This window comes from Nocardia sp. NPDC050710 (assembly GCF_040654375.1).
Classification (GTDB): Bacteria; Actinomycetota; Actinomycetes; order Mycobacteriales; family Mycobacteriaceae; genus Nocardia.
The window spans coordinates 14,707-30,872 of sequence record NZ_JBFAHV010000004.1; the positions used below are offsets into that span (position 1 = coordinate 14,707).

The 16,166-nt window shown below is 65.9% G+C and carries 18 protein-coding genes and 2 tRNA genes; 11 read left to right on the forward strand and 9 right to left on the reverse strand.

Translation table 11 applies throughout. The features are described from left to right. The gene (locus AB0H61_RS10025) at window positions 1-621 is read left to right on the forward strand and encodes a TetR/AcrR family transcriptional regulator (protein WP_357302257.1); all 621 of its coding nucleotides are present in this window, start codon (window positions 1-3) and stop codon (window positions 619-621) included. A gap of 1 nt (window position 622) precedes the next feature. On the opposite strand, the gene bcp is transcribed toward AB0H61_RS10025, so the two are convergent. Beyond that, on the reverse strand, window positions 623-1,096 hold the full coding sequence (gene bcp, locus AB0H61_RS10030; protein WP_357301363.1) for a thioredoxin-dependent thiol peroxidase: 474 nt from the start codon (window positions 1,094-1,096) through the stop codon (window positions 623-625). 138 nt (window positions 1,097-1,234) lie between these two features. Here bcp and AB0H61_RS10035 point away from each other — a divergent pair, with 138 nt between their 5' ends. After that, window positions 1,235-1,456 carry a DUF3618 domain-containing protein gene (locus AB0H61_RS10035; protein ID WP_357301366.1) on the forward strand — a complete coding sequence of 74 codons (222 nt, stop codon included), beginning with the start codon at window positions 1,235-1,237 and terminating at the stop codon, window positions 1,454-1,456. A gap of 63 nt (window positions 1,457-1,519) precedes the next feature. Here AB0H61_RS10035 and AB0H61_RS10040 read toward each other — a convergent pair whose 3' ends face one another. Together AB0H61_RS10040 and AB0H61_RS10045 are read right to left on the reverse strand one after the other, a co-directional pair. Next, on the reverse strand, window positions 1,520-1,813 hold the full coding sequence (locus tag AB0H61_RS10040; RefSeq protein ID WP_357301368.1) for an excalibur calcium-binding domain-containing protein: 294 nt from the start codon (window positions 1,811-1,813) through the stop codon (window positions 1,520-1,522). A gap of 137 nt (window positions 1,814-1,950) precedes the next feature. Further along, a complete protein-coding gene (locus AB0H61_RS10045) occupies window positions 1,951-2,925 on the reverse strand; it encodes a pirin family protein (RefSeq protein ID WP_357301371.1) in 975 nt (324 codons plus the stop codon). A 60-nt stretch (window positions 2,926-2,985) separates the two neighbouring features. On the opposite strand from AB0H61_RS10045, the gene AB0H61_RS10050 reads away from it, so the two are divergent. Beyond that, window positions 2,986-3,453 (forward strand): MarR family winged helix-turn-helix transcriptional regulator, encoded by a 468-nt coding sequence (locus tag AB0H61_RS10050; protein ID WP_357301373.1) that lies wholly within the window; start codon window positions 2,986-2,988, stop codon window positions 3,451-3,453. Window positions 3,454-3,459: 6 nt separating this feature from the next. Here AB0H61_RS10050 and AB0H61_RS10055 read toward each other — a convergent pair whose 3' ends face one another. The 3 genes from AB0H61_RS10055 to AB0H61_RS10065 form a co-directional block, all read right to left on the reverse strand. Further along, complete coding sequence (locus AB0H61_RS10055) at window positions 3,460-3,780, reverse strand: hypothetical protein (protein WP_357301376.1); 321 nt, start codon at window positions 3,778-3,780, stop codon at window positions 3,460-3,462. Between the two features lie 76 nt (window positions 3,781-3,856). Beyond that, window positions 3,857-4,498, reverse strand: a complete 642-nt coding sequence (locus AB0H61_RS10060; protein ID WP_357301379.1) for a transglycosylase SLT domain-containing protein — start codon at window positions 4,496-4,498, stop codon at window positions 3,857-3,859. Between the two features lie 788 nt (window positions 4,499-5,286). After that, window positions 5,287-5,359: transfer RNA gene (locus tag AB0H61_RS10065), tRNA-Lys, on the reverse strand. A 311-nt stretch (window positions 5,360-5,670) separates the two neighbouring features. Here AB0H61_RS10065 and AB0H61_RS10070 point away from each other — a divergent pair. Next, the gene (locus AB0H61_RS10070; RefSeq protein ID WP_357301382.1) at window positions 5,671-6,885 is read left to right on the forward strand and encodes an Ig-like domain-containing protein; all 1,215 of its coding nucleotides are present in this window, start codon (window positions 5,671-5,673) and stop codon (window positions 6,883-6,885) included. 74 nt (window positions 6,886-6,959) lie between these two features. On the opposite strand, the gene AB0H61_RS10075 is transcribed toward AB0H61_RS10070, so the two are convergent. From AB0H61_RS10075 to orn, 3 genes are all read right to left on the reverse strand, one after another. After that, window positions 6,960-7,250, reverse strand: a complete 291-nt coding sequence (locus AB0H61_RS10075) for a hypothetical protein (protein WP_357301385.1) — start codon at window positions 7,248-7,250, stop codon at window positions 6,960-6,962. A gap of 196 nt (window positions 7,251-7,446) precedes the next feature. Beyond that, window positions 7,447-7,522: transfer RNA gene (locus AB0H61_RS10080), tRNA-His, on the reverse strand. A 55-nt stretch (window positions 7,523-7,577) separates the two neighbouring features. Continuing rightward, window positions 7,578-8,237, reverse strand: coding sequence for an oligoribonuclease (gene orn / locus AB0H61_RS10085; RefSeq protein WP_357301388.1), 660 nt, complete (start codon window positions 8,235-8,237; stop codon window positions 7,578-7,580). A gap of 179 nt (window positions 8,238-8,416) precedes the next feature. Here orn and AB0H61_RS10090 point away from each other — a divergent pair, with 179 nt between their 5' ends. The 7 genes from AB0H61_RS10090 to AB0H61_RS10120 all read left to right on the forward strand — a co-directional run bounded on the left by AB0H61_RS10090 (window position 8,417) and on the right by AB0H61_RS10120 (window position 16,164). After that, entirely contained in the window at window positions 8,417-10,261 is a 1,845-nt protein-coding gene (locus tag AB0H61_RS10090; RefSeq protein ID WP_357301391.1) for a helicase HerA-like domain-containing protein, read from the forward strand. Window positions 10,262-10,464: 203 nt separating this feature from the next. Then, window positions 10,465-12,111, forward strand: a complete 1,647-nt coding sequence (locus AB0H61_RS10095; RefSeq protein ID WP_357301394.1) for a S8 family serine peptidase — start codon at window positions 10,465-10,467, stop codon at window positions 12,109-12,111. A 91-nt stretch (window positions 12,112-12,202) separates the two neighbouring features. Next, window positions 12,203-12,868: a response regulator transcription factor gene (locus tag AB0H61_RS10100; RefSeq protein ID WP_357301397.1), complete on the forward strand. Its 666-nt coding sequence runs from the start codon at window positions 12,203-12,205 to the stop codon at window positions 12,866-12,868. A gap of 85 nt (window positions 12,869-12,953) precedes the next feature. Then, a complete protein-coding gene (locus AB0H61_RS10105; RefSeq protein WP_357301400.1) occupies window positions 12,954-13,325 on the forward strand; it encodes a hypothetical protein in 372 nt (123 codons plus the stop codon). A gap of 9 nt (window positions 13,326-13,334) precedes the next feature. Further along, window positions 13,335-13,610 (forward strand): hypothetical protein, encoded by a 276-nt coding sequence (locus AB0H61_RS10110; protein WP_357301402.1) that lies wholly within the window; start codon window positions 13,335-13,337, stop codon window positions 13,608-13,610. A 78-nt stretch (window positions 13,611-13,688) separates the two neighbouring features. After that, the gene (locus AB0H61_RS10115) at window positions 13,689-15,629 is read left to right on the forward strand and encodes a phage tail sheath subtilisin-like domain-containing protein (protein WP_357301405.1); all 1,941 of its coding nucleotides are present in this window, start codon (window positions 13,689-13,691) and stop codon (window positions 15,627-15,629) included. A gap of 34 nt (window positions 15,630-15,663) precedes the next feature. Then, the gene (locus AB0H61_RS10120; protein ID WP_357301407.1) at window positions 15,664-16,164 is read left to right on the forward strand and encodes a phage tail protein; all 501 of its coding nucleotides are present in this window, start codon (window positions 15,664-15,666) and stop codon (window positions 16,162-16,164) included. Window positions 16,165-16,166: the final 2 nt, after the last annotated feature.

The window sequence follows — 16,166 nt, forward strand, 5'->3', positions numbered from 1 at the left end:
ATCATCGAGGCCGCGATCGAGGTGGCCGATGCGGAAGGTTTCGCGGCGCTCTCGATGAATCGGGTCGCCCAGCAACTCGGATTCACCGCGATGTCGCTGTATCGCTATGTGGACAGCAAGCAGACGCTGATCGAATTGCTGCTGGATCGGGTGATCGGGGCGCCACCGGAGATCCCGCGGGGGACGCACTGGCGGGAGGGGCTACAGCGCTGGGCGCTGGCCGAGTACGCGGCCATCGAACGTCACCCGTGGTGGCTCGATATCCCGCTCAATGACCCGCCGATGGGCCCGAACAACATCGCGTGGCTGGAGGTCGGGCTGGGCACCCTCGCGGAAACCGCGGTGCCGGAGCCGATTCGGATGCAACTGGTGATGAACCTGACGTTCTACGTGATGGGCCGGATGCGGATGGCCCGCGGTCTCTCCATCGACGATGCCGAGGACGACGACTACGTCGCGATATCGCAGCGGCTGATCGACCCGCAGCGCTTTCCCAACGTGGCCGCCGCCCTCTCGGTGAACCCGTTCGACGACGAAATCGACTGGAATAAGGCCGATTTCGAATTCGGCCTGGCTCGGATGCTGGACGGCTACGAGAACTTCGTCCGCACCTTCGAGTGAGTTAGACCGACAGATCGCGGCGCAACTTGGCGACGTGGCCGGTGGCCCGCACGTTGTACTGGGCGACCTCGATCCTGCCCTGCTCGTCCACCAGGAAGGTGGAGCGGATGACGCCGGTGACGGTTTTGCCGTACATCATCTTCTCGCCGAACGCGCCCCACTCGGCGAGCACGCTCTTATCCGGATCGGACAGCAGCGGGAAGGTGAGCTGCTCGGCGTCCCGGAACTTGGCCAGCTTCGCGGGTTTATCGGGCGAGACGCCGAGGACGGCGATGCCCGCGTCGTTGAGTTCGGCCAGGTTGTCGCGGAAGTCGCAGGCCTGTTTGGTGCAGCCGGGCGTACTCGCGGCGGGGTAGAAGTAGACGATCACCTTGCGGCCGCGGTAGTCGGCGAGCGAGACCTCCTTGCCGTCGGCGTCGGGCAACGTGAACGCGGGGGCGGTATCGCCCGGGGAGAGTCGTTGGTTGTCGGTCACGCTCTGCACGGTAACCGAAGATCCCGGCATTGAGCGGGCGGATACACTCGTCCGCGAGCCCTGGTGACTCGCGGACGGCCTGCACTTCGCGCCTTGTCCGCGCCCGGCGGCACGCCAATCCGACAGGAGGACATTTACGTGGCTAGGGATACCGAGCGGATCGAGCGGGATATCGAGCAGGCCCGCACCCGGCTCGCGAGCACACTCGACGAGATCGCGGTGCGCGCCGATCCGCAGCGGATCGCGGACGACACCAAGCATATGGTGCTGGCCAAGCTGAACGAGCCGAAGGTGAAGTACAGCCTGATCGGCGCGGGCGCGGTGGTCGTCGGGCTGGTGCTGCTGAAGATCTTCCGCTGACTCCGGCAAACGAAAACACCCGGTGTGGCTCGGCCACACCGGGTGTTTTCGTTTTCAGCGGTATCAGACCGTCGGGCAGGCGAATCCGTCGCCGTCGGGATCCAGGTGCGGACCGTAGCCCGGCTCCCCACGGAACAGGGGTGCGCGACCGGCCCGCTTGGCGTCCTCGCAGTTGTTGAAGGCGCCCCCTGCTGAACCGGTCTGCGACAGACCGGCCGAACCGGTTGCGGCCGAGCCGGTATCGATGGCGGACGAGCCCGTCCCCGCCGACCCGGTGGGTACGGCCATGGCGGCCGGAGCCGCAAGGAGGGTCAGGCCCGCGGCGGCGGCGCTGACGGTGAGCCGGCGAACGTTCATGTATTCCTCTGTGTCTGCTGGGGTGGATGTGGCGTCTTGTCGGGTGACGCCGCATCCACCTTCGTGACGCTCCGGCCAGTTGTCAACCGCATCGGTCCCGAACTAGGGCATTAGGGGGTGCCCCGATGGGCTTGGAATCAGCCGAGCCGAGTGCCGTTCAGGTGCTCCGCTGGAATGTTGCCCATCCGTCCTGACTGGTAATCCTCCACCGCTTGGATGATCTCGGAACGGGTGTTCATCACGAATGGTCCGTACTGTACAACCGGCTCGCGGATCGGTTGTCCGCCGAGCAGCAGTACCTCGAAATCGCCCGTCGGACTATGTTGCTGAGAATCAGCTGAAATGGTGATCGCGGCCCCTGGGCCGAACACCGCGAGCTGCCCTTCGGTGTATGAACGTCGCTGCGCACCCACCGCGCCACTGCCGGATAAAACGTACGCCATTGCTGTAAAGTGTTGCGGCCATGGCATTTCCAGTTGCCCGCCCGGAGCGATCGAGGCGTGCGCGTAGGCGATCGGTGTGTAAGTCGAACCGGGACCGCTGAATCCGCCGATCTCGCCCGCGATGATGCGCACCAGCGCGCCGCCGTCATGCGAGCTGACCAGGGTCAATGTCGAACTGTCCAGATCCTGATAGCGCGGCGCGGCCATCTTGAGCGTCCGCGGCAGGTTCACCCAGAGTTGGATGCCGTGGAACAGGCCGCCGGTAGCGACGAGCTCCTCCGGCGGAACCTCGTCGTGCAGGATGCCGGAGCCCGCCGTCATCCATTGGGTGTCGCCTTGGCCGATGGTGCCGCCGCCGCCGTGGGAATCGTGGTGGACCATGGCGCCGTCGAGCATGTATGTGACGGTCTCGAAGCCGCGGTGCGGATGCCACGGCGCACCCTTGGCCTCATGCGGTTCATACGTCACCGGACCCATCTGATCCAGCAGAATGAACGGATCCGCCGAACGTAGATCCACGCTCGGGAACGGCCTGCGGACCTCGAATCCCGCGCCCTCGAGCTGTTTGTGCGCGGTGACGAGCTGCTTGACCGGGCGTTCCCGCAGGGTCCGGTCCGGTCTGGGCAGACGCGGCAGAACTGTGATGTCGTCAACGGTGATGGCGGGCATGGGCACCTCCTGGAGGCAGTTAGTGTCCATGTCAACCAAATGGAGACTAGGATCATTCCCGTGGTGCAGTGGTTGAGCGATGACGAGCAGGAGACCTGGCAGGCCTATGTGCGGCTGCGCCAGCGGCTGGACGCGGCCCTGGCCGCCGGACTGGCCGGTGACGGACTCTCCCCGGCGGATTACGAATTGCTGGTCGCGCTCTCGGCCGCGCCCGAGGACTGCCTGCGCGCCAAGGAACTCGCCGCGGAGGTCTGCTGGGAGAAGAGCCGACTGTCGAAACATTTGGCGCGCATGGCAACTCGCGGACTCGTCGATCGCCGCCCGGCGGCCGACGATGCGCGCGGCATCATTGTGCGGCTCACCCCGGCGGGGCGGCGGGCCATCGAACGCGCCGCGCCGAACCATGTGCAACTCGTGCGCAAGCTTTTCATCGAGCCGATGACGGCGGGGGAGGCCGAGGCCGTGCGCTCGCTGGCCGACAAAGTGGTGCCGGAGGCGGAACGCGTGACGGACGTGGGCACGGCCTGAGGTCGGTTATTCCGCATGCCACCCTTTGACGGGTGGTTTCACCCAGAGGATCTTCTCGTCGGTATGGCCGCGCCGGGCCGCGGGGTGGTCGGGGTGTCGAGCCGCCCAGGCGTCCTTGTCATCGAGCAGTCGCGCCACGACCGACCATGTTTCGTCGGTACTGGGCGGGTTGATACCCGCGGCGCGCGCCAGTTTGCGGCGAACCGCGGCGGGCAGGTCTCCGAGTTCGGCGGCGGTGACGCCCCGATCCCAGAGGTAGGCGGCCACACGGCGCGCTTTCTCGGCACGGCGGCTGACCGACGCATCGGTATGCGCGTAATCGGCCACCCGAGCATCGTACGCCGAGAAGTCCGGGCCCCGATCGGTGTCGATCGGGGCCCGGACTCCGGTATGCGTCAGAGGATCAGTACGCCGAGTTGACGTTGTCCATCGAGCCGTAGCGGTGGGCCGCGTAGTTGCAGGCCGCGGTGATGTTCGAGACCGGGTTCCAGATGTCGAACGGTGTGCCCTCGACGTGGTACGCGGCGAAGGTCGGGTCGATCACCTGCAGCAGGCCCTTGGAAGGGATGCCCATGGCGGCGTTGGAGTCCCACAGGTTGATGGCCTGCGGGTCGCCGCTGGACTCACGGATGATGTTGCGGTAGATGCCGTCGTAGCTGCCCGGAATGCCGTGGGCGGCCATGATGTCGAGCGACTGACGGATCCAGCCGTCCAGGTTGTCCGCGTAGACAGGCGGGGCGGGCGGCGCGGGCGGGGCCGGCGGCGCGGGCTCGGGCTCGGGCATCGGCGCGGGAGCGACCTCGGCTACGGCTACGGCCACGGGTGCCGGTGCCGGGGCGGGTTCGGCGATGGGGGCGATCGCCTCATTGGCGGCGGCGATCGGCTGCTCGTCGGCGACGATCGCAATGCGAGCGGGGACGCTGTCATCGGCTACCGACACCGCGGACGAGGCTGCGACGGCCACGATGCCCGCTGCGGCGACGGCGAAGGTGAACGCTTCGCGGAGTGTGGTGCGGCGGATACGAGAGATGCGTCGATCAGGCATTGCGTAGATTCCTTCTTCGGGGACAGGACCGATCCGGCTGCCTCGAGGCAGTGCGAATCCATGGCGGGAGCCGTGTGGGCCACTCGCCGGATAAAGAGATGTGCTGTTGTGTGGTTTGGTTGTGAGGGACACTCGGGTCCCCGGACACGACGCGGATCAGGTGTGCGGTGCCGTGGAACGCGCTCTGGCGTGGTCCCGGCCCGCGGCGTCGCGCGGAAGCGGTCGGACTTTCGTCCGGCTGCGCTCATTGGGCGGAAGGTTGGGGATTACGATTCCGTAACCGGATTCGCTCTCCGCCGACTGGAACGGGATCAGATCCCGCCACTGCGGCCGTTTCCCGAAGTGTGTACGTCACTCTTCGGTCTTGCTGAACCTCTGGTCTGTTTGCGACCTGATTGCAGAATGGTCACGAAAGGTGAACGGAAGGTGAACGAAGAGTGAATGGAAGGCGATACCGATCTTGAAAACCCCAGGCCGCGATCGAAATCATGGACATGAGCTGGGAGTTTGCTTCTAAACCGCCTGTGCGCTAGCTCACATAATTTTTCGGCTAACAAACGCGATTTTTGTGCCCGAACCCCGATTTCCGTGTCCGAACCGTGACCGATGGACCCCATAGATCACGACCTCGTGACAATCGAAACCGCCCGAATTGTCCGATCTCAGCGCATCTGCCGAGGCCGTGGCACGCGCCACGCCTCCGCCGCACCGGATGGCCGTTTTCGTGAAAGGTGACGAAACGAACAAGGCCCACGCCTACACGGGCATGGGCCTGGTATGAGTGAAGGTGCGCCATCAGGGACTCGAACCCCGAACCCGCTGATTAAGAGTCAGCTGCTCTGCCAATTGAGCTAATGGCGCTTGCTCCGTGTTCCGGTGCGGGACAAACATTAACAGGAGGAGGCCGCAGAAGTGAAATCGCCTGTTGAGCGGGGTGATCGCGGGTCGTCGGCCGGTGTTAACACGGGGCGGGCTCGCGTGGATCTATCCGGTGGAACCTGATCGTGTGGGGGAGTCTTCGCGTTGGATCGGTCCTGTCGGGCTGGCAGAATGACAGGACGTGGTCTCGACCGATCCCGCCTGCGCGGTGGGTTGAGCAGTGCAATCGGTTGGATCCGAAGCCATCGGCGTGTTCTCCAGGAGCGCCGAGACTTGAAACGGGGTTGAGAATAATGAGTGTTGGTCGCGGTCGTCGTCGGTCGATACGGAAACTAGCCGGACCAGTGGCCATGCTCGCTGTACTCGCTTTCGGGCTTACGGCTTGCTCGACATCATCGGGAAGTACCGGTTCGCCCATGGCGATCGACCGTAACCCGATCACCGAATTGATCAAGCCGAAGTTGCTCTCGCCGGTCAAGGACGGCGATGTGGGCGTATCACCGGGTGTACCGATGACCTTCAAGGTCGATGACGGCAAATTGACCGCTGTGAAATTGGTCAATGCGCAGGACCGCCCGGTGACCGGCAAGCTGGCCGCGGACGGTCGCAGCTGGGAGACCACCGAGGTACTCGGCTATGGCAAGACCTACACATTGACCGCCGACGCGATCGGGTTGGGCGGCGCCAACTCCACCAAGCTGCGCTTCACCACCAGCTCCCCGGACAATCAGACCCACCCGTATCTGATCCCGGGTGAGGGGGAGGTGGTCGGCATCGGTCAGCCGGTGGCGGTGCAGTTCGACGAGAACATCCCGAACCGCAAGGCGGCCCAGGATGCGATCAAAATCACCACCAACCCCCCGGTGGAGGGCGCGTTCTACTGGGTGAACAACCGCGAGGTGCGGTGGCGGCCCGAGCATTTCTGGGCGCCCGGCACCAAGGTCACCATTGATGTGAACGTCTACGGCAAGGATCTCGGCAACGGTCTCTACGGTCAGGACAATCTGCACTCGTTCTTCACCGTCGGCGATGCGGTGATCTTCACCGCGGACGACAACACCCATCAGGTGACCGTGGAGCAGAACGGTCAGGTGATCCGCACCATGCCGACCTCGATGGGCAAGAGCAGCACGCCGACCGATAACGGCGTCTACATCGTGGCCGACAAGCACGAGAAGATCATCATGGACTCCTCGACCTACGGTGTGGCGGTGAATTCGCCGGACGGTTACAAGACGCCTGTCGATTTCGCGACCCGTATCTCCTACAGCGGCATCTTCTTCCACTCGGCGCCGTGGTCGGTGGGCGCGCAGGGGTACAGCAACACCAGTCACGGCTGCCTGAATCTGAGTCCCGCGAACGCGCAGTGGGTATTCCAGAACGCCAAGCGCGGTGACGTCACCATCGTGAAGAACACGGTGGGCGGCACCCTGTCGGGCACGGATGGCTTGGGGGACTGGAACATCGCGTGGCCGGAATGGAAGGCGGGTAACGCGGACGCCCGCTGATTCCCGGATGGACAACGAGAACGGCCCCCAGCGGACACGCTGGGGGCCGTTCTCGTTCGAATGGGGTTCCCCGGTCAGGGAATGTTGGGTCCGGGTGTGCCCGGGCAGGTCAGGTTCGCGTTGAACGCGCTGCCGACCGCGGCGCAGATCAGCGGTCCACCGAAGAGGAGTCGCTCCAGTCCGGCGCCGGATCCGGAGTCGCCGGATCCGGTGGTGGTGGCCCCGCCGGAGGATCCGCTGGAGGACCCGGTGGTCGCCGCGCCCGATCCGGAGTCCACCGGCACGGTGGGTAATGCCGCGGCCGCGGCGGCGGTGCTGGTGAGCAGGCTGGCCCCGACGAAGGCTGCGATTACCGCGGAACGCATCACTAGCTGTTGTCTTTCTGGTCGACCGGTGGTGTCCAGGCGACACCTCCCCATAGTGTTCGCAGTCTACGGATCGCCGTGCGATCTGTACCACAATCAGGAGATGATGCGTTTCACAACACATTTCTCGGGGAAAGCTTCTGCGCCGCAAACAAAAGGCCCAGGAGATCCGATTGCTCGGGCCTCCTGGGCCTTGTGGGGTGAGTGACGGGACTCGAACCCGCGACAGCCAGGATCACAACCTGGTGCTCTACCAACTGAACTACACTCACCATCACCGGTGAATCACCGGCGCGCTCGATATTAGCGTGTAACCCCCCCGACTCCCTAATCGGACTCTGGTGAGCCGTTGAGCTGGGCCGTTCCCGCGGTCTGTGCCGGCTCATCCGTGCCGCTCAGTTCGGCGGCGACGGCGGCGATCTCCGTGGTGGACGGGCCCGGCGCGGCCACGAACGCGGTGCGCCGGTAGTACTCCAGCTCGCGAATCGACTCCTTGATGTCGGCGAGCGCACGGTGCGTCAGGCCCTTCTCCGGCTGGCCGAAGTAGATGCGCGGGTACCAACGCCTACACAGCTCCTTGATGGAGCTCACATCGATCATCCGATAGTGCAGGTGGCTATCGAGCGCGGGCATGTCGCGGGCGATGAAGCCGCGGTCGGTGGCGATCGAATTGCCCGCCAGCGGAACCGTTCCCGCGGCCGGGGCGAACTGACGGATGTAGTCGAGCACCTGCTGCTCGGCCTCGGCGAGGGTGACGGTGGAGCGGCGCACCTCCTCGGTGAGCCCGGAGCGCGCATGCATATCGGCCACGACCGCGGGCATGGCGGCCAGCGCCTTGTCGTCGGCGTGGATCACGATATCCACGCCCTCACCGAGAATATTGAGGTCGCTGTCGGTCACGAGCGCGGCCACCTCGATCAGCTTGTCGCTGTCCAGGCGCAGGCCCGTCATCTCGCAATCCATCCACACCACAAGTTTGTCGGACACGCAGGCAACCTTACTGGTTCCTATTTACCGGACGTCGCAGGTTGTCGGCGACGCCATCGAGCATGCGACCCACCGAATGTGATCTGCGGGGATAGGCTTTCGACAGAGATCGGCACAAGCGTTTTCGGTACGACAGCGAACCCTGCCTGCGCGGGAGTCAGACCAGACGGAGGACGTGCGTGAACGAGGCATCGCGGAGCGATTCGACGAGGGGTGGCGGCCGGGAGGCGGGTGGGTCGAGCCCCCAGGAGAAGGCGGCCGCGGCCCGCAAGGCCGCGGAGGAGGCGGCCCGGGTCGCGGCGGAGGCGCAGGCGGCCGCCGAGGCGGCCGAGCGGGAATTGCTCGAACAGGAGGCGGCGGCCGCGTCCGGGGCAAGCGGCGCGCATGCGGTGACGGCGGCCGCGGGGGCGGCGGCGAAGGCCGATCGGACCGCCGAGGCAGCCTCGGTGGCAGCCCAGCAGGAAACGTCGACGACGGCGGCCGCCGCCGTCGCGGATGAGTCGGTCGCGCGGGAGATCGCCGCCGGGTACGCCGCCGAGGGCGCGGCGCTGGAACTCGGCGCGGTGGTGGTCGACGGACAGGTGGATCCCGCCGCGCTGGTGCGGATTCCGATGCGGACCATGAACCGGCACGGGTTGGTCGCGGGTGCCACCGGCACCGGTAAGACGAAAACGCTCCAGGGCATCGCCGAACAGCTCTCTCGCGCAGGCGTTCCCGTGGTGCTCGCCGATATCAAGGGTGACCTGTCCGGGCTGGCTCGACCAGGTGCGTCCAACGAGAAGATCACCGCGCGGGCCGCCGAGACCGGCGCGAGAGACTGGGCGCCTGCCGGATTCCCGACCGAATTCGTCTCGCTCGGCACCGGCGGCATCGGGGTGCCGATCCGGGCCACCATCACCGCCTTCGGGCCGGTGCTGCTCAGTAAGGTGCTGGGGCTCAACGAGACCCAGGAAAGTACGCTCGGACTGATCTTCCACTGGGCGGACAAGCAGGGGCTGGCGCTGCTGGATCTGAAGGATCTGCGCGCCGTCATCACACATCTGACCAGCCCCGAGGGTAAAGAAGACCTGAAGGGGATCGGTGGGGTCTCCGCCGCCACGGCGGGCGTGATCCTGCGCGCGCTGGTGAATCTGGAGGCCGACGGCGGCGACACTTTCTTCGGTGAGCCGGAACTGGATCCGGCCGACCTGGTACGGACCGCGGGCGGGCAGGGTGTCATCACGCTGTTCGAACTGGGTGCGCAGGCCGCGCGGCCGGTGATGTTCTCCACCTTCCTGATGTGGGTGCTCGCCGATCTGTTCCAGACCCTGCCCGAGGTCGGCGATATCGATGAGCCGAAGCTGGTCTTCATCTTCGACGAGGCGCATCTGCTCTTCGCGGACGCGTCCAAGGCGTTCCTGGATCAGGTGGAGCAGACGGTCAAGCTGATCCGTTCCAAGGGGGTCGGCGTCTTCTTCTGCACCCAGCTGCCCACCGATATCCCGAATCCGGTGCTCTCCCAGCTGGGTGCGCGCATCCAGCACGCGCTGCGTGCCTTCACCCCCGATGACCAGAAGGCGCTGTCCAAAACGGTGCGCACCTACCCGAAGTCCGAGGCCTACGATCTGGAAGAGGCGCTCACCTCACTGGGCACCGGCGAGGCGATCGTGACGGTGCTCTCGGAGAAAGGCGCGCCGACGCCGGTGGCGTGGACCAGGATTCAGCCACCGCGCTCGCTGATGGACACCATCGGCGACGACGAGATCGAATCGCGTGCGCTGGTCAGCGCACTAGCCGCGAAGTACGGCCAGACCATCGACCGGGAATCGGCCTACGAACTGCTCACCGCCAAGATCGAGGCGGCGGCCCGGAATGCCACGGAGGCCACGGCCGCACCGGGTCGTCCAGCGAAGCAGGTCGAGGAGGAATCCGCCGCCGAACGCATCATGAGGAATCCGGCCGTCATGAGCTTCCTGCGTTCCGCGGCGTCGGCGGCCGGTCGGGAGATCAGCCGGAGTCTGTTCGGTACGCGCCGCCGCCGCTGATCCCGACCGCCCGAGGCGCGATCCTCGAGGGGAGGAATCGCGCCGGTGGCCATCTGTGCGGGTAGAACCGCCGGTGCGGAGGCCGGACGGGGTGGTGGGCGGACCGACTTCGAGTACCTCGGTACTCGATACTCCACGTCGGGTCGGCGCTAGATTCACCGTGGTGTTCGGGCCAGGTGACGAAGGGAATCATAGTGCCGACCGTGAATTTCGGGACGAAGGATGAGCCCGGTTTCGAATTGCAGCAGAGCGCGGATCTGATCGTGGTCCGGGCACAGGAGGGGCGGGGGATCCCGCGCAGGTCCGGATCGGTTCGCACCGCGGTGAGCGGGCAGATCGATGACGTGACCCTCGTGGTGAGTTATCCGGAGGCCGGTGTCGAGGTCTATCGGCTGCCGCCGGGATCCGGACCGGTCGAGGAGCGCAAGGCGGCGTTGAACGCCGCGCCGGAAGTACGGTTCGCGGGGCGGGTACTGGTGGATCCGGGCACCGAGGAACCGGTGCTGTACACCGAGAACATCTTCGTGAAGTTCGTCGACGACGCCGATCCCGCCGAATGCCTCGCCACCCTGCGTGAGAGGGGCCTGCATATCAAGGAGCAGGTGACCTATGCCGCCAACGCGTACTTCACCGCGGCCGAGGAAGGCACCGGCCAGCGGGTCTTCGATATCGCGAACGCGTTGCTGCGCCGCGCGGATGTGCAGTACTGCCATCCGGAACTGATCCGGCGCCGTTCACGCAAGGCGGTCTTCGCCCAGCAGTGGCATCTGAGGAAGACCGCGATCGGTGGCGTCGTGGTCGACGCGCACGCGAATGTGGAAGCAGCCCACGCGATTACGCGTGGCACGGGGGTGACGATCGCCGTCATCGACGACGGTGTGGACATCGATCACCCGGAATTCGCGGGCGCGGGCAAGGTGATCGCGCCGCGCGATGCCACGCTGGGGACCAGCGATCCGCGCCCGAAGGATACCTTCGGCACCGGACCCGACAACGGCGACAACCACGGCACCGCCTGCGCGGGCGTGGCGTGCGCGAGCGGCGTTCTCGGCGCGTCGGGAGTGGCGCCGGACGCCCGGCTGATGCCGATCCGACTGGCCTCCGGGCTCGGATCGCAGGCGGAGGCGAAGGCCTTCGAATGGGCCGCCGACCATGGCGCCGATGTGATCTCGTGCAGTTGGGGTCCCGCGGACGGTGCGTGGTTCCGGCCGGGCGATCCGGCCCACAACCGCGTGGTCGCGCTGCCCGCCAGCACCCGCCTCGCCATCGAACATGTGGTCACCACCGGGCGCAACGGCAAGGGCTGCGTCATTCTGTTCGCCGCGGGTAACGGCAACGAATCCGTCGATAACGACGGTTACGCCTCCTTCTCGAAGGTGATCGCCGTCGCAGCCTGTAACGACACCGGGAAGCGCAGCGTCTACAGCGATTTCGGCAAGGCCGTGTGGTGTGCGTTCCCGAGCAACGATTTCGGGCATCGGCCGTTCGGACATCCGGATGCGCTGACCTCCGGTATCTGGACCGTCGACCGGCACGGCGGTCGTGGGTACAACCCCGGCGATACCAACAGGGGTGATCAGGCCGGGAACTTCACCAACAGCTTCGGCGGCACCTCGAGCGCCTGCCCCGGTGCGGCCGGCGTAGTGGCGCTGGTTCTCTCGGTGCATCCGGACCTGGCGTGGAACGAGGTCAAGGAATTGCTGAAGGGCACCTCCGACAAGATCGATCCCACGGGCGGTGGGTACGGCCCGGACGGACGCAGCGACAAGTACGGCTTCGGCCGACTGAATGCGCTCGCCGCGGTGCGGGCGGCGCGATCCGCAGCGCAGAACACGGTGCCGGTCAGCTGAATTCGCTCGGCAGGAAGGGGGGGACAACCATTGGTAATCGATGATCCACATTGCAACAATGGAAGGTTCTGCTGCTGCCGACGACCGGGGAATGGGTAGTAGTCCAATGAAACTGCTGATCGCGGATGACAGTGCTCTTTACCGTGAAGGACTTGCCACGATTCTGGCCGGGGAGTGGGGTCCGGACGCGGTGTGTACCGCCTCGGACCTGGCCTCGATGAATGCCGCGATCGGCCGGGGCAGTCCCGACATCATCCTGTTGAACCTGGCCTCGGAGGAGAGCCGGGCCCTACTACTGGCCGCCCGCGAGGCAAGTCCGGCCTCGCGGGTGGTCGTGCTCGGCGTTCGCGAGCACGACCGGGACGAGATCATCGAATGCGCCGAACTCGGCGTGGCGGGCTATCACCTGCGCTCCGAGCCGCTGGATCAGTTGCTGAAGCTGATCGTGGCGGTCGCGGCCGGGGAAAGCCTGTGCTCACCGCGAGTGACTGCGATTCTGTTGGCGCGCTTGTCTTCCAATGCCGCGCGCGTGACGCCGACGGCACGGGTGCTGGGACTTTCACCGCGGGAGACCCAGATCCTCGAGCTGGTGGATCTAGGCCTGTCCAACCGGGAGATCGCGGATCGGCTCTGCATCGAGGTGCATACGGTGAAGAACCACGTGCACAACCTGCTCGCGAAGCTGGGGGTACGGCGGCGCGCGGAGGCGGCGGCGGTACTGCGTCGACGCGGCGTACCCCCGTCCTTGGCGGACTGACCGGAAGTAGGACCAATCCGCTCCGCTCCGAAGATGGATCCGTCGGTTCATTTACCGCGGCTGTCCGGGCGAACATGCTGATTGCATGGCTGTTCGGTTGGCGCTGGTGGGGATCCCGCGGCTGCTCGCCGACCTCATCGGTTCCGCCTTCACCGAGGCCGACGATGTGGTCGTCGAAAGGTTCGACGAGGAGGCCGCCGCTGGGCGCGGCGAGTTCGGTGCGTGCCGCCACGATGTGCTGATCGCCGGCGTGGACGACCCGTGGGACGACGGACTGCGTGCCGAGTTCGGCCGCATCGATGCGGTGGTGCTCGGTATGCGACCCGACGGACGCGTCACCTGGATCTACGAGATGCGGCCCTGCCCACGGGCACTCGGTGCGCTCGACCCGCGGCAACTGCGTCGGGTGGTGCTGGATTCGATGCGCTCGGCGGGCCCGCCCGCCGGGGGTGAATAGGAGTATCAGATGGCTGTCACGATCACGAATCTGCTGGTATCGGGGCCGCTGACCATACCGCTGGCCACCGGTCGGGCGGTACGGCTCGGCCCGGGTGAACAGTCGCCGGAGTTGCCGGATGCCGAGGTGACCGGCAACGCCAAGGTGGACAAATTGCGGAGTCGGCGGCTGATCGAGGTCGTAACGGTCAGCGATGCGTCCGAGGGGTCGGCGGTGGAAGCGCCCGCAGAACCGCTCGCGGCGGCGAATCCGGCCGAACCCTCGCGACGTCGAAAAGGCGCGTAATGCGACGGCTTCGAGCACTGGTGCTTACCCACCCCGCCGGTTTCGCCGGCTGCCACCCACCGCGTTGAGGAGACATTCATGCCTGCACTGAGCTATCCGGGCGTGTACATCGAGGAGGTATCGAGCGGGGTCCGGCCGCTCGATATCGCGAGCACGTCGACCGCCGCGTTTGTCGGTCTCGCCGAGATGGGGCCGAATGCGGCCACCAGGGTGACGAACTGGACGGAATTCCAACGCCGCTACGGCGCATTCTTCGCCGACAGCTTTCTGGCGCACAGCGTGTTCCAGTACTTCAACAACGGCGGCAGGCAGTGCTATGTCGTGCGCGTTACCCGGTCGGACGCCGCAATCGCCACCGTGACGATCAACAATCGCGCGGCCACCGCGGTGCCGGGGTGGACGTTCGCGGCGAAGAACAAGGGAACGTGGGGCAATTCGCTGCTCCTGCAGATCGAGGACGGCTCCGTCAATCCCGGCGACGAGTTCAAGGTGAGCATCCGTCGGCAGACCGATCCGGCGGTAGTTCCGGCCGATGTCAACGAACTCGCGCCATTGGAGGTATTCGACAACCTCAGCGTCGATTCCGCCGCGGCGAACTTCGTCGAAGCGGTGCTCGGCCGGGAGTCGATGCTGATCGACGCGCGCATGTTGGCCGGCAACACCAGTGTTCAGCGCGGTGTACATCGCGGTGGCGTCGGACCAGCCCTGCCGCTGGCGGGGAATCTGAGTCTGCAGATCAATCTGGACGGTGACGGATTCCAGGTCGTCACCTTGCCCGCCGCGGCAGGCGCCACCAATGATCCGGCGGCCGTCGCGACGGCGCTGCAGGTCGCGGTACGCGCGTTGACCAAGCGCAAGACCTCGACCGACGTCGCCGCGTTCACAGGTTTCACCTGCACGGTCGAAACACCGGCCGGACAGCCCCGGCTGGTGTTGCAGTCGGGGACCTCGGCCGCGACCTCGTCGGTGCTGGTGCAGCCGGCGTCGGCGACCGACGCCACGGTCGCGCTGCGCCTCGGTGCGGGTAGCGGCGGACGCTCGGAATCCGGATCGGCGGTGCGCCGTCCGGCCACGATCGCGGTGGCACAGATCGGGGACGCGGCTGTCGCTGCGCCCATTTCGGCACCCGTGCCGGGCTCCGACGGCATCGCCCAGGTCACCCCGCAGACCTTTGCCGCGGCCTTCGCCGAACTGGACGCGCTGACCGATGTCAGCTTGCTCGCGGTTCCCGGCGAGGGCAGCACCGCGATGTTCGACCTCGGCATGGGCTACTGCGCCAACCGGCCGCTGCAGGACATGTTCTATATCGGTGAAACCGCTTCGCACGACGACACCGACGACGAGGCGGCGTCCTTCCGCCGACAGCTCACCAAAGCCAACTCCTATGGGGCCGTGTACTTTCCGTGGGTCAAGGCGCTGGATCCGAGCGGTCGTTCCCGCGAACCCGTCCTACTGCCGCCCTCCGGATATGTCGCGGGGCTCTACGCGCGCATCGATGCCACTCGTGGTGTGTGGAAGGCGCCGGCCGGTGTGGAGGCCAGCCTGAACGGCGTTGTCGGGTTGGCCACCGAACTCACCGATATGCAGCAGGGGAACCTGAATCCGATCGGGGTCGATGTGATCCGGCGGTTCGCGGGTTCGGGTGTGGTGGTCTTCGGTGCCCGCACCATCACCTCCGATCCGGCGTGGCGGTACGTGCCGGTGCGCCGCACCGCGATCATGCTGCGGGTCAGCATCTACAACGGGATTCAGTGGGCGGTATTCGAACCGAACGACGAGTCGCTCTGGTCGCAATTGCGGCTCAATATCGGTGCGTTCATGACGACGCTCTTCCGGCAGGGCGCATTCCAGGGCGCCACGCCCACGGAGGCGTTCTTCGTCAAATGTGATGCCGAGACCACCACACAGCCCGATATCGATGCGGGGGTCGTGAACATCCTGGTGGGCTTCGCGCCCCTGAAGCCCGCGGAATTCGTGGTCGTGAGAATCAGCCAGAAGGCTGGGCTGGCGTCCGGGTAACCGATACGGCCACAGTCGATAAGGAGTGCCGCACATGGCAAAGTTCACTGTCAACTCCACGCGATTCGATCCCTATCTGGGGTTCCGGTTCAAGATCGTGGTCGACGGCCAGCCGGTGGCCGGTCTGAGTAAATGCAGTGCGCTCAAGCGCACGACGGAGGTCACCGCGTGGTACGAGGGCGGTGATTCCAGTGGGCCGCATCAGATTCCGGGCAAGACGAAATACGACCCGATCACGCTGGAGGCCGGTGTTACCCATGACACCACCTTCGAGGCATGGGCCAACAAGGTGAACAACTTCCAGGGGGATCCGGCGATGTCGCTGGCGACCTTCCGCAAGAACATCAGTATCGAGGTCTACAACCTCCAGGGGCAGAAGGTGCTGGCCTACAACGTCTTCCGCTGCTGGGTCTCGGAATATCAGGCGCTGCCACAGCTGGATGCGGCCGGCAATGCGGTGATGATCAGCACCATCAAGCTGGAGAACGAGGGCTGGGTTCGCGACACCTCGGTGGCCGAACCCCGGGAGACCTAGGG

Coding starts and splice junctions, on each gene's coding strand:
- AB0H61_RS10040 (WP_357301368.1), bottom strand. CDS start 1,813: ATGAACGTTCGCCGGCTCACCGTCAGCGCCGCCGCCGCGGGCCTGACC.
- AB0H61_RS10045 (WP_357301371.1), bottom strand. CDS start 2,925: ATGCCCGCCATCACCGTTGACGACATCACAGTTCTGCCGCGTCTGCCC.
- AB0H61_RS10060 (WP_357301379.1), bottom strand. CDS start 4,498: ATGCCTGATCGACGCATCTCTCGTATCCGCCGCACCACACTCCGCGAA.
- AB0H61_RS10070 (WP_357301382.1), top strand. CDS start 5,671: ATGAGTGTTGGTCGCGGTCGTCGTCGGTCGATACGGAAACTAGCCGGA.
- AB0H61_RS10075 (WP_357301385.1), bottom strand. CDS start 7,250: ATGCGTTCCGCGGTAATCGCAGCCTTCGTCGGGGCCAGCCTGCTCACC.
- AB0H61_RS10100 (WP_357301397.1), top strand. CDS start 12,203: ATGGGTAGTAGTCCAATGAAACTGCTGATCGCGGATGACAGTGCTCTT.
- AB0H61_RS10105 (WP_357301400.1), top strand. CDS start 12,954: ATGGCTGTTCGGTTGGCGCTGGTGGGGATCCCGCGGCTGCTCGCCGAC.
- AB0H61_RS10110 (WP_357301402.1), top strand. CDS start 13,335: ATGGCTGTCACGATCACGAATCTGCTGGTATCGGGGCCGCTGACCATA.
- AB0H61_RS10115 (WP_357301405.1), top strand. CDS start 13,689: ATGCCTGCACTGAGCTATCCGGGCGTGTACATCGAGGAGGTATCGAGC.
- AB0H61_RS10120 (WP_357301407.1), top strand. CDS start 15,664: ATGGCAAAGTTCACTGTCAACTCCACGCGATTCGATCCCTATCTGGGG.